This is a genomic window from Octadecabacter sp. B2R22, assembly GCF_018861045.1.
In the GTDB taxonomy this organism is placed as follows: Bacteria; Pseudomonadota; Alphaproteobacteria; order Rhodobacterales; family Rhodobacteraceae; genus Octadecabacter.
The window spans coordinates 1-16441 of record NZ_JAHKQJ010000001.1; the positions used below are offsets into that span (position 1 = coordinate 1).

The window sequence follows — 16441 nt, forward strand, 5'->3', positions numbered from 1 at the left end:
AGACACCCAATTAGAGAAGCAGACCTTCGCTACGGGTGCAAAACCGAGGTCATGCCGAAAAATGCGAGCCTTGAATTTGACCGAGGACAGCCGGCAACATCCTGCTTGGTGAGGTTGTTGCCGGGCCCGGCGCCACATCACTAGAAGGTGTAGTTGATCATGAGACCGGCCGTCACCTGCTCCTCTGATCCGCGTTCTTGCACAATCGACGAGTCCCGCACATCGCCGGTAAGTTGGTCAAACTCAGCAAAACCGACGAGTGCGACATGCTCGTTTAGTGGCACATAGGCAGAGGCGTGCACGCCGTATGACATGAGGCCGCCGCCCGCATCGTATTCACTGATGCCAGAAGCCGCGGATTGAGCCGCAGAGACATCAAAGAAGGTGCTGGCGTAACGATCATCCGAGAAACTGGCCGAAGGACCGATCGAAAGGACGGATTGCGCCCCAAAGAGTTCGACGGCTGCGTTGTAGGTCACGTCAACGTCGCCAACGATCCCGGCGTGGCCACCATCAACACCTTTGCGGACCGCAATTGAGGCCTGAAGGTTGCCGTATGTGTATTCGATGTAGCCACCGAATTCGGCAGTCTCTTCGATATCTCCGAGCCCCGCGATCTCTGATGAGGCAACGCCTGACAGCAACAACGGATGGTTAGAAGGCGTATCCTCGCGACCAAAATCATAGGTCAGAACGGCGCCTGCGGTCAGGTTGTTACTCTTGTAGACGTCATAGGACACCCCTTCGAGCAATGAGATGCTTAGTCGGTCCCCGATGGCGACAGAGATGTTCGGGATCGCGTAAGTCGTCGTCTCGCCACTGCCAAGGAACGAGGGTGCAGAGACCAAGCCTCCGGAAACGGTGAAGTAAATATCGTGGCCCGCAAAGGTATCTTCTGTCGTGTCTTGCGCGAAGACGCTTACGGGAAGATGGGCCAGCAGTGTGGCGGTGAGTGTCGTGATCGTTTTCATAATCTTATCTTTCGTAAGGCGCGTGATTGTGCGTGTTTGGAATGTGAGAGGCTCAGCAGGTGAGCCCTTAGTTGGAGATTTTTTGGATATTGTGCGCGATGCTGAGCGGCAGGTTGGCAGTTGCCCTCAAGCCTAAAGCGCGCGCATTTTGGGGCCTTTCCCGCGAAGAACCCGGAAAAGCCAAAACAGCATCAGCAGAATGATTGTCAGCTCGGGCAGCGAAAGTATGCCGCTGTTGCGTACGGCCTCTGGGAATACCTTGGCCCCCGGTCCTGTGAATGCGGACCCTGCCGCAATGAAGAATCCGATGCACATACGCCACACGTGCTGGGCAATCCGATGTTTGTAGGACAGGGTTTGACGCATGAGAATGAGGAGATCGTTGACAAGGGCTACGCCCGCTATCCCTCCAAGGAAAAAATAGTCGGCGGCTGCAAATCCGCGCAACGTTTGCTCTGGTAACGTCAGCGCGCAAGATCCCGCCGCGACCAAACCCAGGGTATTCAGAAGGTTCACACCAGCAATTGCAAAGGACAACGGACCGCGATGTTTGGTAGGTCGCTTTGCGAAGAGCCAGCCGCTCAGCACTAAAGTCATGCCGAGGATGCCTGCGTGAAATGTGATGTAAAAGGTTTCATATTTGATTAACCCAAGGATCGCTCCAAGGAGCGAGGAGAAGCTCATCGCAGCTGTGAAAGCACGGCCAGTGTTGATGTGGGCCGTCGCGCCCTTTCGGACGGCGAAGGCGATTGCCCCCATCAGCACGGCGATAGCGCCAGAGGCGACATGGGCGATGGTAGTGATCGTGACTAATGGAAGCATTGCGGGTCTCTTTGGCTGTGAAATTTGAGCCCTCACTGACCCAAAAATTTCAGCCTGTCGTCCGCGCAGGACGGCGCGGACATTTTATCGCAATAAACCTGCGGAAATGTATTGCCCGTTGAAGCGGATAGAGAATTGGACCTATCAATGGATATGTTTACCGATGGAACCATTGCTCTATCTTCTGTCTGCTTGGGCATTGCCCTCGCCGGTGCGATGTTGGCGATACGCAGCACGCAAGACGGGCCTGCGCGGTTTTATCTCACGCTCGTCTTTGGCGTGTTTGGAGGTATCGTTCTCACGCCTCTCGTCTTTACGTTCACTCCAGCGATGTACGGATTTTATTTGCCGGCCGTTTTGGTTCTGCTGCTCTTACAGCCGCCGGCTGTCTACTATTATGTATCGGCAAAAACGGTCGAACTGAGGTCTGCGGCTATGCGGCGACACGACATCGTTTTGCCGATCGCAGGCGGCCTGGTGATGATCGGCTACTGGCTGCTGCCTGCCCAAACGAAAACGACGATGTTCATTGCGGGTGAGCTCCCTAAAGGCGTCCTGCCTTCTACACTTGCTTTGGCGACTTTTGCCCTGATCTTCTGTTGGGTGGCGTCATCTCTTATCTATCTCATAGCTACGCTGAAGAAGTTGCGTGCATACCGATCAAAACTTCGGTCCCATTATTCCAACCTCGATGGTCGCGAATTGCGATGGCTCGACTGGTTTGTGGTTTCTATAATCTCCTTATGGGGTGTCGTTGCATTCATGTTTGTCGCCGGGAACATAGGGTTTGAATACGTCGTTATCGAAGAGCTCATTTACGGCCTGACAGCCTGTCTTCTGTTGTTTTTCATGGCGTTCGCTTCTATTGCGCCACCCGAAATGATCCCAGAAGAACCAGAAGCGCCAGACAACTCGGTGGAGGAGAAGTATGCGCGGTCTGCTTTGACAGAGGCGCATGCCCAGCGGCTTGCCGCACGGATCAAAACAGTTATGGAAAAGGACGCTCTGTATCTTGATCCGAACCTTTCGTTGCAAAAACTGTCACACCATGTCGGCGCTTTGCCCAATCAGATCTCTCAAACGCTCAATGAACAAATCGGGTCAACCTTCTTCGACTATATCGCACACCACCGAATTGAGGCTGCTAAACCACTCATTATTGCGAATGAGGCGTCAACATTGACAATATCATTGGATGTCGGTTTCAACTCGCGCTCCACATTTTATAAAGCCTTCAAACGGGAAACGGGCCTGACGCCCAAAGCCTATCGCAACAACGACGCACAACTCGATTGACCGCCGGTGCAATGAAATTGGTCGAAACGCGAAAAGCAGTTGCCATGCAGAGCGCAATTGTCTTGATACGACCCGCTCAACAAACGCGGGAGGGCCGTATTGATCTTCCGATCCGCCATTTATTGTTGAGTGATGGCGTTCGTGATTTACTGGTTGCCCTCAAAGAGCGGTGCGATCTTTTTGATTTCTTTCCTTATGTGCTCGCAAAACAAGGATACCCGCTTGGTGTCACGTAGATCTCGATGGTAGAGGCACCACAGACCAAGATCGTGTTTCTTTTCAGGGGCGCGGAACCGGGTGAGGGCCGGGTCGCTATCCCCCATGAAACAGGGCAAATACCCAACGCCTAGGCCCTCGCGAAGGGCCGCGGCCGTTACGGATGTCTCATCCACACAGAAAACATGGTCCGCCGAGGGGCAGGCGTCCCTTGTCCAGTTTCTGTGGTAGTCGCAGCAGTCAACGCCGATCCACCTCTCAGCCGCTTTCCCTTGCTTTACCTGATCGCAATATCCAATCGATCCGTACACCGCCGAAGACACAGTGGTGAGCCGCGTCCCGATCAGGGTTTCTGCGGGTGCATTGGTTTGGCGAAGGGCGATATCTGCGTCCCTTTCTGAGAGACGGACTGAATCGTTTGTTACGTCTACCCGAAGGTTAATCTTTGGATGCGCTTCGCTGAAACGGGCAAAAATGGGCATGAGGAGCGAAGACGCCATATTTGCGATTGCCGAGACCTTAAGATCACCAGAGGCTTCATCGCTTTGGCCCGCACTCGCTGTTTCAAAGGCCAACAGTTCTTGTTCCATCCTGAGAGCCGACGCGCGCAGGTCTTTTCCCGCCTGTGTCAAAACATACCCATGCGCGCTGCGTTCGACTAAGGGCGCAGCAAGATTGCTTTCCATCGCATGAATGCGCCGTGAGACGGTCGAGTGTTGCACCCCCAATCGCTTGGCTGCGGCCCCAAAAGAACCCTCCCGTGCAAACGCGAGAAATATGCGTGCGTCATCCCAATTCATTGCGCACCCCCCTCGTGCATTCCTGCAAATCGCGTTTTCAAACTTCGTGAGTTCTCAAAACACTGGGTGAATGCTTGGCTGATCGCAACAAAAAAGGGATTTTCGCCGCGCTCAGGCCACCGACAGCCCGACATTATCCAAAAAGGAGATTTGAGATGACCGTTTCACTTTACGACAGGCTTGGCGGCTATGATGCCCTTGCGGTGTTTGCCACACAGGTTGTTGAAAGGGCGCAGAAGCACGATGAACTGGCGCGGTTTTGGCTCAACCGGAATGAGGATACCAACGCCCGCGATCTGCAGTCACTCATTGATTTCCTCGTCAATGCCACTGGCGGGCAGATGTATTATCGGGGGCGCGACATGGCGCTTGCACACAAGGGCATGGGGATCACAGCGCACGATTGGGAATGCTTCATCGGTATCGTAGTCAGCGTCGCGGGTGAAATGGGCGTTCGCGAAGCCGAAGGCGGTGAGGTCATGGGGTTTCTGGACACTCTGAAAGACGATATCGTTTCAGCATAGTTTTTGAGATTAGGTCTCATTGAGGCCAGCCGCCCATTTAACGATCGATCATATTTAACAAGGAACACCGACATGACAGAAAAAAACGGACCCTTCGAAGGTGGCTGTGCGTGTGGCCATGTGCGCTATGAAATGGCTTCTGAACCGATGATCGTTCATGGCTGCCATTGCCGCTGGTGCCAGCGAGAAAGCGGCGCATCTTTTGCCGTCAATGCATTGATTGAAGCGGACCGCGTCAGAGTTACAAAAGGCGAGGTCGCTGAGATCCTGACCCCGTCGATAAGCGACGAAGGCCAAAGGTTCGCGCGGTGTCCGAAATGCCACGTGACCCTCTGGACCAACTACCTCGCCATGGGCGGCGGATTGGGGGAGGTCGTGCGGTTCGTCCGTGTGGGCACGCTTGATGATCCCGACCCGTTCTCGCCGGACGTTCATATTTACACATCGACGAAGCAGCCTTGGGTCATTCTGCCGCCTGATGTGCCCGCCTTTGAAGAGTATTTCACGATCAAGGACATTTGGTCGCCACAGAGCCTTGCCCGGCGCGCGATCTTGCACGAGGCAACGGGCACTGCTGCTCCATGAAAAAAGAACGGTCTCGCAGGATTGCGGAGGCGAACGTTAGCACTTGAAGCTCGAACGGCAGAAAAGTCCCGCAACGCGGTCATAGGACCCTAATACTCGCGCTACGAGTTGAAGATTTCACCGTTAGGCAAGTCGTCGCGCATTCTTCGGTTGAAGCGTTCGCGATATCTGTTTGCCTTGGAAGACCCTAGCTCGATATCTGCAGTCTTTTCCTTGACTGCTTTGATCCAATACCTGGGAGCCTCGGCAATAAACTCAGGGCCGTTGTCACTCCTGATTTAGGCGGGAATGGTTCGATCATTGCGGACCGATGAGAGCTTTATATGACGAGTCCAAAAACAGTTCGAGCGGCAAGATCGAAGCCCTCACAGGCAGCTTGAATACGAGAAATTCCCACAGCCGACTCAGTAAGAAAAAACGCCAATCGAAAAAAAGGAGACCTATTCTGGATCGAAGCAAGATTTTTTTAACAAACAATTACAGGAAACTGGGAGGCCTTCTGGATCAATGATCACTGCGTGGCCTTGACCGATTGGAATGGTTGCCGCAACGTTAGCCAATACCCATTTTAAAAACATGTCTCCTATTTCGGAGGAAAAAATGTCTTTTCTAGACCAATTACGTCCTATTTTGGGGACGCTCGAAGATGATGCTATCGTAGAAACGCTCTCAAACATCCCGATCATCGCGGATGATTTGACGTCTCTCATTTCAAGCCTCAACCTAGACGCTCTTGAGACGGCTGTGGATGATGCCATTGCAGTCGTTGATGGCGCGCTTGATCCTGCTGCGCGAGCTGCGGCGATTGCGGCCGCACTTGATAACCTAGACGGCATAACCGCTTCGGCTACGGGCACGGTCGTTTCCGTCGGGCTGACGGCGGCAACCAATGCGAACGTCAATATTCTGGATGGTGGGATCGGTCTTGGCGGGTCTGCATTTAGCCTTGATGCCCGTGCGGATTTTGACGGGGCAATTGATGTCACGCTTGATCTAAATTTGACCTACGACACGGCGACTGACACGCTTGCCCTTGTTGATACGCCCGAGGATGAGTTGGTGTTGAATGCCAACATATCTGCGGATGTCTCCGCGGTGGCGACCATGGCCAAAGGGTTCATCGCGGCGAGCCTGACGGACACTCTTGATACACCCGAAATTCAATTTTCTGCTGGGTTTGATCTATCAGGTCTTACCCCTGCGGACCTGACTGTCACCTATGGCGGCAGTGCGGTGTTGCAACTTGATCTTGAAACGATGGTCGCAGATGATCTTTTGCCGGGAGTTATGGCGAGCCTTGAAATTGCATGGGATCCACTCGATCCCTCCAATGCGCCGACGATTATGTTCTCGGATGTGGGCATGAAAATCGGTGATCTTCTGGATGCCGTCGTGGATATGCTAGACCCGGTTACGGATATCCTTTTCGAGGGGATTATTGGCGACATTGTTGGCATCCTGACCGACCCACTTCCGATTATCAATGATGGGCTGAATGCCGTCGGCCTTATCGGATTGTTTGATGCGATCCCGACCAGCGGCGACGGAATATTCAACTTGCTGGACGGGCTTGGTATCTACTTCCGTGAAACAGGAAATACCCAAGCCGTCACCGTGCTTTCAAGCTTTGCCGAAGCTCTCGGCATTCTCAAACAGTTAAGTGATTTTGCCGATAATGACGGGGTCATTCCGCTTGGTAGCATCATGATCCCTGGCTTTGACCCGGATATCGATTTGCCAGATCTCCCCGAATTCGCAGTTGCAGACATTGGTGGTCTAACTCCCATCGAATTCCTAAGCGAGCTGGCCGATACGACGGAACTGTTCGCACAGGTGTTGAATGCTGTGCCCGGATTGTCTGATGCGGGTATTGCCAGCCTGACTACGGCCACCATTGAAGATGACAGTGGCTTGTCCTTCCCGTTGTTCGAAAACCCCGAACTGATCTTGAACGTGCTGCTGCCAGAACTAACCGGCGGTGGTCCCGTGTCACTCATCGAATACGATATTCCTGCGATAACCGCAGAAGCACGGTTCGGAGAGTATTTTTTCCGTATCTTCGGCCCCTTCGGCCTGACCATCGACGGATTTGCCGAGGCCACCATCGACTTTACGATCGGTTACGATACGTTTGCGCTTCAAAACCCAGGCAGCAGTTTCGTGGATGGTTTGTTCATAACGACCGAAGAAATGATGCCGGGAGAGCAGATCGAACGCCAACCCGAAGATCTACAATTCGAATATCGGCCCATCGCTTATTCATCCGCCGGCATTTTTGCAGGGGTCGCGGTTGACGCAGTTGTTCTGCGTGTCGGTGTCAAAGGTGGTATCGTCGGATTTGTGGCGGCATTCCTGCCGGGTGGCGAAGTTGACACCGATGCGGGCGAAATCCCGAATGGCGTTTTGCGTCTTTCGGACTTTGGATCTGGTTGCTTTCTCGACCCAATTTTGGGGCGGATCGGAGCAGAAGTTATCGCGTCAATTAAGGTCGGTTTCGGGTTCTTCAGCTTCGAGTATGACGTTACGATCGCCGATATTACGATTGCAAACTTTGACTTCGGGTGCCCGCCTGCGCTTGATGAAATTGACGGTTTGGCGCGGTATATCGACGACGACACTGTGGCGCTCCATGTTGGTCCGGAAGCAGGATTTCGTGTGATCGGAGGTCAAGTTGGGACTGACATCGGTGAAACCTACCGCATAAGCGAAGCTGTCGATGATGATGGACTGCCGGTTACGGGTGCATTGCGTATCGAATACGAAGGATTTTACCAAAACTTTGGCGTCGATGACGGAGAAGCGGCACCAACACAGATCAACGCGAATTTTCAGGATGCCGACGACGCACTGGTTATTTCAGCTGATTTGAACGTTGTTGTTGCCGCACTCGGCGGCGCTGGCAATGATATTCTTGAAGGCGCTGCGCTTAACGATGATCTACGCGGGCAGGGTGATAACGACCGTCTGTTCGGACGTGGGGGCGACGATACTTTGTATGGAGGCGCTGGCAACGATTACCTCGAGGGAGGGCTTGGTGCCGATATCCTCAATGGTGGTGCGGATCGCGATCGAGTCAGTTATGAAAACTCTGCCGTCGGGGTCACATTGGTCTGGAACGGCGCTCAAATCATCGGGTCTGGCGGCGAAGCCGAAGGCGATGTGCTGACGTCGATCGAGTATCTTGTCGGATCGTCATACAGCGACATTCTGACTGCCAATCCATTGGAAAACAGCACACTGCAAGGCAATGGAGGCGACGATGTTTTGCGCGGCGGCATTGGTGACGATTTCTTGCTTGGTGATGCAGGCTCCGATTTCCTATTTGGCAACTTAGGTCATGACGGGACAAGTTATGTTACGTCATTCGGTGGTGTTCAAATTGATCTGGCAAGCGGGGCGGCTGACGGTGGCGACGCGACTGGCGATGTCCTTGTCAGCATCGAATCTGTCATGGGGTCTGCATTTGCAGATGTTCTGGAAGGCACGACAGGCTTTAATCAGATTGCGGGTTGGGTTGGTGATGACATCATTGACGGGCGTGGTGGCGCGGATGAGATTACGACAGATGTTGGCGATGACATCGTCTATGCGCGCGGTGATGGTGCGGCGTTAATCGATGGCGGGGACGGGCGCGACCTACTGAGCTACGTTCGATCCGCAACGGCTGTCTCGGTCGATTTGGGCGCGGGAACTGGCAACGGGTCTGGTAGCGATACTATTGGTTTTGTTCAGGTCGAACAGGACGACGGCACCTTCATTGATGGGCTGCGGTCCACGTTTGAGGACCTTGACGGCAGCAATGAGAATGACACCCTGATAGGGGATCTGCAAAGCAATACGATTCAAGGTCTTAACGGTGACGACACCATATTTGGGGCCGACGGAAACGATATTTTACGCGGCGGTTTTGGCAATGATGTGCTGGACGGCGGAAACGGCGCTGACTGGGCCGACTATACTGACGGCTTTGGGGTCACAGTCTTTTTGTCCGCGGGGGCAGGGTTCGGCAGTACCGCACAGGGTGATACGCTCACGAACATCGAAAACGTCCGTGGCTCTGACGGGCGAGACTCCCTATTTGGGGATGATCAGGCTAATATCTTCGCGCCCTTGCTATCGACGGATCAAGACGATTACGTCGATGGCGGTGACAATGATGACACATTGCAACTTGACTATTCACGCGAAGATTGGGGACTTGGCATTGTTGGCGGTTTGTCTGCAGGACGCATTGAGCGGCAGACGTTTGACGGGCTGTCATTGCTGGACGGCGTGACATTTACCAACATTGAAAATTTCCAAATCGTCGGAACTTTCAAAGAGGATTCTATCGAGACCGGGGCCGGCAATGACCGATTGTATCTTGGTGGTGGTGATGATGTCGTCGATTCAGGCAGTGGTGCCGACATTGTCCTGACCCAAGAGGGTGACGACACCGTGCGTTATTTCAGCGAGGCCGAAACGCCGCTGTTCCACCTTGATGGCGGCTTAGGAGATGACGGGCTTTCTATTCGCCTTGCAAATGCCGAACAGGACATCACGATTAGGGCGGGTTTTGATGAGCGGGTCAACATGACCTTGTCGTCGGGTGCGAGTGTTTTGAATTTCGAGAACCTCGATCTGGTACGCACTGGCAATGGTGCTGATTTGATTGAACAAGGCGGCATCAGCGACAATGATTTGCACGGTGGGGGCAATGCGGATGTTATCAATCCGGGGCGCGGAATTGACATAGTGAATGGTGGCAGTGAAATCGTAACGACTGCTGAGCGTTTTGAAATCTCTGACCGGCCTTTGTATATCATCACGACCGGGCAACAATTGCTCGAGGTGGTACTTGGAGAGGTTGATCAACTGGTTCTGGATTGGAGCGATGTTGATGCTGCTATTATATCCACCGTTGAGCGGTCACTCTCGGCCCTTGCAATAATCGATCAGGGCGGCGACAGCGTTAATAACAACAACTCAAGGCTCGGTTTCTATACCAACAACGGCGTCTATCAGACCGCTGACACCAATGATCAGACCACGTTCCGAGACATTGAATCCGTAGATATCACCGGCGGTGATTTTAACGATGATATTTTCGGAACATGGGAGGGACTAGAATTGATCGCCAGTTTTGGCGACAGTCCGGATATTCGCGTAACACTCCAGTCGGCTCGCGGAAATGACACTTTGCGGGGCGGATTAGGTGAGGATACGCTGACCGGTCTGACGGGGTCCGATACCTTGTTTGGCGGAGCTGACGATGACACCTTGATCGGCACTGATCCAACGCTTGCACCATCAGATGCAGGCGATATCCGATTTGATGCATACGAAATCGACACAATGACCGGAGGCGACGGTGCCGACCAGTTTATACTTGGCACCTTGCGCGCGGGATTTCCGTTTTCGACAGAACATGTGTTCTACACAGGGAGCATCGGTGACGACGACGAAACGGACAGTCGGGCAATCATTACAGACTTTGACGCTGACGAAGGCGACCGACTGGTGCTTGCGGGCAGAGCGGATGATTACACAGTCGAGGTCACTGGCGATGGCGTGAACATTCTGCTGGCGCAAGACACCCGCAATATCATCGCACATCTTGAGGGACTGGACGACTTTGTTCTGGATAGTTCCACGTCAGAATTCCGGACTGCGTTCTTTGTTTCGCCATTCCCGATAACGCCGGTATTTCCGCTTCTGCCGATCTTCTCGACCGGCGTATTGACACCTACGAGCGGCGTACCAAACATCGATGGCGCATTTTCGACACTTGGAGCCTCTGCCGTAGCGCCGAGTGTGTTGGTGAACAATTTTGCGGCCGCAAACCCATCACTGTTCGTACTTACAGCCGCTCCTACACCAGAGTTAACACTTACAGCCGTGCCGGACCTGTCGACACAGGGTTCTCTGATCAGTTCAGACACATCTGGATTAGCTGATTTGGGATTCGATGCAGACACTAAGTGGGTAAACCAAGCCAACTTGCCCTCGCAGTTAAGCGACAGCCTATTTGAAGGTGTGTCCGGCGAAATCACGGGTGGGACTTTAACCCTTGAGGGTGACGGACGTGCATTCGGTATCTTCGATGGCGACCCCTTTGGGTTGGGTCAAGGCATCGTGCTGTCCACGGGCATCGCAGAGGACCTTGATGGAACGAATGAAATTGATGGCGGATTGTTTGGCCCCTACGCTCCGGAGCTACCGTTCGAGGATATTGGCCGGTACAACACGTCCAGTATTTTCCGCGCGGATCTGAGTTTTGTGGGCACCGTGCTCAATTCGATCACAATCGCGGATGACGGTGATGGTCTTGGCGGCGGCCTGGGTGTCTTCTCGGGGCTAGAACTGGATGCGCTCATCCTCAGCCGCCAGCTTGTCACAGCCGAAGACCTCGCAAACGGGATTGATCTGAATGATCCGACCCAGTTTGAGCGGTTGGACGTGTTTGATTATGCGTCTGCATTTAGCCAGTTCACCCCTGGCAGCATTCGTAGCGGCGGTGGCATAACACCTGTCGACACACAGGGCACGGAAAACGGAATTATCGATCTATCCATAGCGCGTCTTGGCGAATTTGACTACGGCGGCACGAACGACGGCTCTTTTACGATGGGTGATGGTGGTGTTGTCGGATTTGATCTGACCACATCTGTCGACACCGACGGACCGCTGTATCTGTACGTCGCGGAGGGCGGCGCCACAGAAGAGCTCACGGCTAGCATTACCGCGTCCGATAGTAGATTGGCCGCACCTGCGGACCTATCCACTGATTTTGGCGCAGAGGGATCAGATGGGGATTTGACCCGTTTGACCTATGACTTCGAAATGAATGCCGATGCAGGTAAGGTCCTGACCTTTGATTTCGCATTCGTCACAGAGGAACTGCGCGAATTTGCGGGAACCGAATTCAATGACGCGCTGCGGATTTTCCTGAACGGTGAACAGCTTGCGGTTTTGTCGGACGGCACAGCGCTGACAGTGAACCAACTTTTGCCTGCTCCGTTCGCTGCTAGCCATCCGGATTTATTGTTCAATACTGTCGCTGATGGCGCAATTCGTGATGAAACACGGGCAGATGCCTACACCACCCCACTGACATTCGCCGGGCGGACACAAGCTGGTGAAAACACGTTGGTGATAGAGGTTGAAGATACCCGAGATGGCCTGATGGACAGTGCAGTTTTGATACGCGCGGGATCGCTTAACGTTGAGGATGATGATGGTTTTATCGGCATCCCCCCAGACGGCGGTGACGACACACCGGATCGCCCTAATATTTCGATTTCTAGCCGCGATGTTACAGTCACAGAAGGTGAGGGTGCAGTTTCCATAGATGTTTCACTTACCGGAATTATTGCACTCACATCCGATGTTACACTCACGATTACGCCGGGTAGTATTGATGTCGATTTTGGATCAGGTGCAGGCAATGCCCACGACATTGTCTTCACAGCCGGCGGAAGCCTAACAGAAAGCATCGATGTCTCGGCCCCGATTGACGGTCTTGTTGAACCGACGGAGTTTGTGCTTGGCACATTTTCTGTCAGCGGTGGTGGTGTCTTTGACGGCCTGCCTGTCGCGCCTATTCTGATTGAGGTTCTGGACGCCTCCGAACCCGAAACCACGCCGTTTAGTATTTCATTGGGCGACGCGCCGGACAGGTTCAGCCGTAGTAATCCAAATGCCTGGAGAGATGCCTGGACCGACGACGACATTACTATCGACCAGAGCGCGGATGTAGACGCCGACATCTGGGCAGCTATCAATCTTGGAACGCGCGACCCCGGAACGTTTGGCGGCTCTTCCCTACATGCCGGTGATTTGGGTGTATCGGGTCGAAGCGGCCCCATAAGCGAGGACAGACCGCAAGAGATCGATGGAGCCGAAGGTCTTCGGTTTGGCCTCGCAGACGGTTTGACGGGGACAGGCTTTAGCGGTCAGTTTGAAGGGTTTGATGCACTCATTTCTGGCGTAGGCAGCGATGCCGCCCGCGTATCTTTGTACTTGGAGGATGCTCTTGTCGATACGTTCGACTTTAGCGCCGCTGATGGGCGCGATTTTTCAGCGGATGATACTGTCTTGTATGATGCATTGGTCATCACAAGCGGCAGTCTGAACCCTGCGGGAACTGTATTCATTGCCGGTGCTCTTGATACGGGCCTCGATCCGATCGAAGGCGCAAGTTCCCAGTTCCGGCTTGAGGACATAACGATCACAGGCTTCGAACACGACACTTTATAAGGAAACATGTTTATGAACTTTCTGCGCAACCTCATGCTATTAGCCGTTTTTGTTTGCAATGCTGGCCTTGCCCATGCCGCGACGATAACCCCTGATATTTCCGGCCAAGCTGGCGTCGTGACGGAATTACTACCCCCGGCAGGTACAGCAATTTTTCCTGATAGCATTACCGTTTTCGGGGGCGGCGATGCAGAAGGTACGTTGTCGGCCCCCAACGGGCTTTTTAACGTTTTCGATGGGTCAATCTCCACGAACTTTGACAGTGACCCACTCGATATAGCGTTCGCAAACCCAATTTACGCCCTACAGTTTAACGTAGGCATCACCGATGTGGACGGCATTTTTCTAAGCGGCACTTTATCTCTGTCGGTCAGTGGTGAGGTTTTCGATTATGTCCTTGGCGGCGGTGGCTATGAGGCCGTCGCTATTGCTTCTAACGTCGGTTTCCAGTCTGCCTCACTCAGTATTTTCGATTTTGACACAAACGCATCATCAATTGCATTCATCGATGCAAATGCAATTTCGGTTTCGACAATAGCACCAATTCCATTGCCGGCAGGTGGTCTCCTTATGTTAACTGGTCTTCTTTTCGTCATCGGTGCTAGGCGACGCGTGAGCGAAACCTGAACGGCTACTCTTGTTGGTTTTGGGAATAAAGCGGCCTCAGTTTGTTAGAAACTTCTTCAAAGCGCCGACATTGTCTTGCTTCGCCCCGCTCGCGCTTGTCACCAGAAAGTATCCTTTTCCAGTGGATGTTGGAACGGCATCAAGCTGTTCAAGTGAACCTGACGCCAACTCTTCGTGCAGCAAGGTGAGGCTGGCGAGCGCGATGCCTTCGCCCGCAATCGCACGTCCAATAGATTGACCGTAGGTTTGGCAAACAACGCGTGGCAGGTCCAACAAGGGTGAACTGCTTTGGCGTTTTGCCCAGATGTTCCAGTTAATCCAATCGGGTGCGTGGCGTTCGTATTCGAGCAGTGGCAAGCTGCGTGGGTCGCGGGCGAATTGGCGTGCGCCCGCCGGTGATGTCACCGGGGCGAGTTCTTCTTCCATCAACCTCTGTCCCACCCACCCATCGGGCACGGCACTGGCGTAGATAATGGCCAGATCATTCTCCGGTGACAGCAACATGCTTGGGTCATCCGTGACCACCGTTTCGACGGGGCAAGACGTGGCGCTGAAGGTGAACGCCTTTAGGCGTGGGAACAGCCAGAACATCGAAACCGCGTTGTTTGCTGCAATCCGCACTGCTGGGCGCGCGGTCGATTTGAGGCCATCAAGCGAGGCACCGAGATAATCCAGTGCCATCGCAACCGGCTCTGCCAAGGATTGGCCTGCGGCGGTCGGGGTAAGGCTGCGGGTTCCACGCTCAAACAAGGGCGTCCCCAGCCAATCTTCAAGCTGGCGCACGCGCTTACTGACGGCGGCTTGGGACACATACAACTCACTCGAAGCGGCGGTGAAACCACCCGCGCGTATCACAGCATCAAAGAAGATCAGGGTATCAAGTGGCGGGAGGTTTTTTCGACGGTTGTCCATTCCTTATGGTTATGGGAATGGGCGAATTTTTCAAGCGTTTACAGCTTTACCCTTAGGTACCAGTTATCGAGTAACAAGGAGATCACCCAATGGCAAATTTCGATTGGCACGCAGAACGCAGTGATTTGGCGGGCATCGCCCTTCTGGATCGCGCACCCGAAAGCGAGGGGATCGACCTCAGGGCCGTTCGCCTATACCGCTTGGCCCGCGTGCGCGAACAAATGCATCACTACAACGTCGATGCCGTTATCCTGTCGGACCCGATCAACATCCGTTACGCCACAGGGTCCCGCAATATGCAGGTGTTTTGCCAACGCAATGCGCCCTCGCGTTATTTGCTTCTGACGGCGAACAAATCCATCTTGTTTGAATTTACGGGCTGTCTGCATCTTGGCGAGGGCTATGAGACAATCGACGAAGTCCGCCCATCCAAAACCGCCAGTTTCGTAGCCGCGGGCCCAGAGATTGCTGCGCGCGAAAAGGCGTGGGCCGTTGAGATGACAGACCTGATCAGCGAGCTGGTGGGCAAAGGCGCCACCGTCGGTCTGGAACGTTTGAACGCGGGCACGGCGATTGCGCTCAAGGAGTGCGGTTTGAACATCGTTGACGCCCAGCAACCCGTTGAAATGGCCCGCGCTGTCAAATCCAGCGAAGAGATGAAATGTATCAATGCCTCGCTGCGCGCCACAGAAAATGGGGTCGCCAAGCTGCGTGCCGCCATCCGCCCTGGCATGACCGAAAACGAACTGTGGTCGGTTTTACATCAATCGGTGATCGCACAAAACGCGGACTACTGTGAGACGCGCCTGTTGAATGCTGGCGATCGCACAAACCCGTGGTTTCAAGAAACATCCATCCATGTGATCGGTGAAAATGAACTGATCGCGCTCGATACAGATGTTGTCGGGTGTCACGGCTATTATTCCGACTTTTCGCGCACCTTCCATTCGGGGCCGGGCAAACCGACCGACGCACAGCGTGAGCTTTACAAAGTCGCCCATGAACAGGTGCTCAGCAACATGGATATTTTGCACGCTGGCATGAGCTTTCGCGACTACGCTGATCGTGCGTGGGACATTCCCGAAAAGTTCTACGAGAACCGCTACTATTTGTCCGCCCACGGCTGCGGAATGACGGGCGAATACCCCTACCTTTATCACAAAGGCGATTTTCCGGACGCAGGCTATGACGGCGAAATCGTTGCGGGTATGACGCTGTGTGTAGAAAGCTACATCGGTGAGGCTGACGGGAAGGAAGGTGTGAAGCTAGAGCAGCAAGTCCTGGTGACAGACACAGGCATTGAGTTACTGTCGCGCTTCCCGTTTGAGGACGACCTTCTGAAGTAACACTAACTTTCTTTGACTTGAAATAGCAGACATCCGTTCACGGCGCAGCATCGGTCAATAGGGCTCAAAGCGGCAGCCTTCAATGGGCGGGAAGCATGCGTAAT

General features: G+C 53.7%; 10 protein-coding genes and 1 pseudogene. 6 read left to right on the forward strand and 5 right to left on the reverse strand.

All coding sequences use genetic code 11. The features are described from left to right. Positions 1-140 precede the first annotated feature (140 nt). Both KO486_RS00005 and KO486_RS00010 read right to left on the reverse strand, forming a co-directional pair. Positions 141-971 carry a MipA/OmpV family protein gene (locus KO486_RS00005; protein WP_216035186.1) on the reverse strand — a complete coding sequence of 277 codons (831 nt, stop codon included), beginning with the start codon at positions 969-971 and terminating at the stop codon, positions 141-143. Positions 972-1103: 132 nt separating this feature from the next. Further along, positions 1104-1793: a hypothetical protein gene (locus KO486_RS00010; RefSeq protein ID WP_216035187.1), complete on the reverse strand. Its 690-nt coding sequence runs from the start codon at positions 1791-1793 to the stop codon at positions 1104-1106. A 147-nt stretch (positions 1794-1940) separates the two neighbouring features. On the opposite strand from KO486_RS00010, the gene KO486_RS00015 reads away from it, so the two are divergent. Then, positions 1941-3089 carry an AraC family transcriptional regulator gene (locus KO486_RS00015; protein WP_216035188.1) on the forward strand — a complete coding sequence of 383 codons (1149 nt, stop codon included), beginning with the start codon at positions 1941-1943 and terminating at the stop codon, positions 3087-3089. A 146-nt stretch (positions 3090-3235) separates the two neighbouring features. On the opposite strand, the gene KO486_RS00020 is transcribed toward KO486_RS00015, so the two are convergent. Continuing rightward, on the reverse strand, positions 3236-4105 hold the full coding sequence (locus KO486_RS00020; RefSeq protein ID WP_216035189.1) for a LysR family transcriptional regulator: 870 nt from the start codon (positions 4103-4105) through the stop codon (positions 3236-3238). A gap of 155 nt (positions 4106-4260) precedes the next feature. Between KO486_RS00020 and KO486_RS00025 the strand changes: the two genes are divergently transcribed. Beyond that, positions 4261-4629, forward strand: coding sequence for a group 1 truncated hemoglobin (locus tag KO486_RS00025; RefSeq protein ID WP_216035190.1), 369 nt, complete (start codon positions 4261-4263; stop codon positions 4627-4629). A gap of 72 nt (positions 4630-4701) precedes the next feature. Next, the gene (locus KO486_RS00030) at positions 4702-5214 is read left to right on the forward strand and encodes a GFA family protein (protein ID WP_216035191.1); all 513 of its coding nucleotides are present in this window, start codon (positions 4702-4704) and stop codon (positions 5212-5214) included. Between the two features lie 104 nt (positions 5215-5318). Here the strand turns inward: KO486_RS00030 and KO486_RS16385 are convergent. After that, positions 5319-5510: pseudogene (locus tag KO486_RS16385) on the reverse strand (IS3 family transposase); the annotation flags it as partial. A 304-nt stretch (positions 5511-5814) separates the two neighbouring features. Here KO486_RS16385 and KO486_RS00035 point away from each other — a divergent pair. Both KO486_RS00035 and KO486_RS00040 read left to right on the forward strand, forming a co-directional pair. Then, the gene (locus KO486_RS00035) at positions 5815-13452 is read left to right on the forward strand and encodes a choice-of-anchor L domain-containing protein (protein ID WP_216035192.1); all 7638 of its coding nucleotides are present in this window, start codon (positions 5815-5817) and stop codon (positions 13450-13452) included. Positions 13453-13464: 12 nt separating this feature from the next. Beyond that, positions 13465-14079 (forward strand): hypothetical protein, encoded by a 615-nt coding sequence (locus tag KO486_RS00040; protein WP_216035193.1) that lies wholly within the window; start codon positions 13465-13467, stop codon positions 14077-14079. Between the two features lie 36 nt (positions 14080-14115). On the opposite strand, the gene KO486_RS00045 is transcribed toward KO486_RS00040, so the two are convergent. Continuing rightward, positions 14116-14991, reverse strand: a complete 876-nt coding sequence (locus tag KO486_RS00045; protein WP_216035194.1) for a LysR family transcriptional regulator — start codon at positions 14989-14991, stop codon at positions 14116-14118. Positions 14992-15080: 89 nt separating this feature from the next. Between KO486_RS00045 and KO486_RS00050 the strand changes: the two genes are divergently transcribed. Beyond that, positions 15081-16337 (forward strand): Xaa-Pro peptidase family protein, encoded by a 1257-nt coding sequence (locus KO486_RS00050; protein ID WP_216035195.1) that lies wholly within the window; start codon positions 15081-15083, stop codon positions 16335-16337. The last annotated feature ends 104 nt before the right edge of the window (positions 16338-16441 follow it).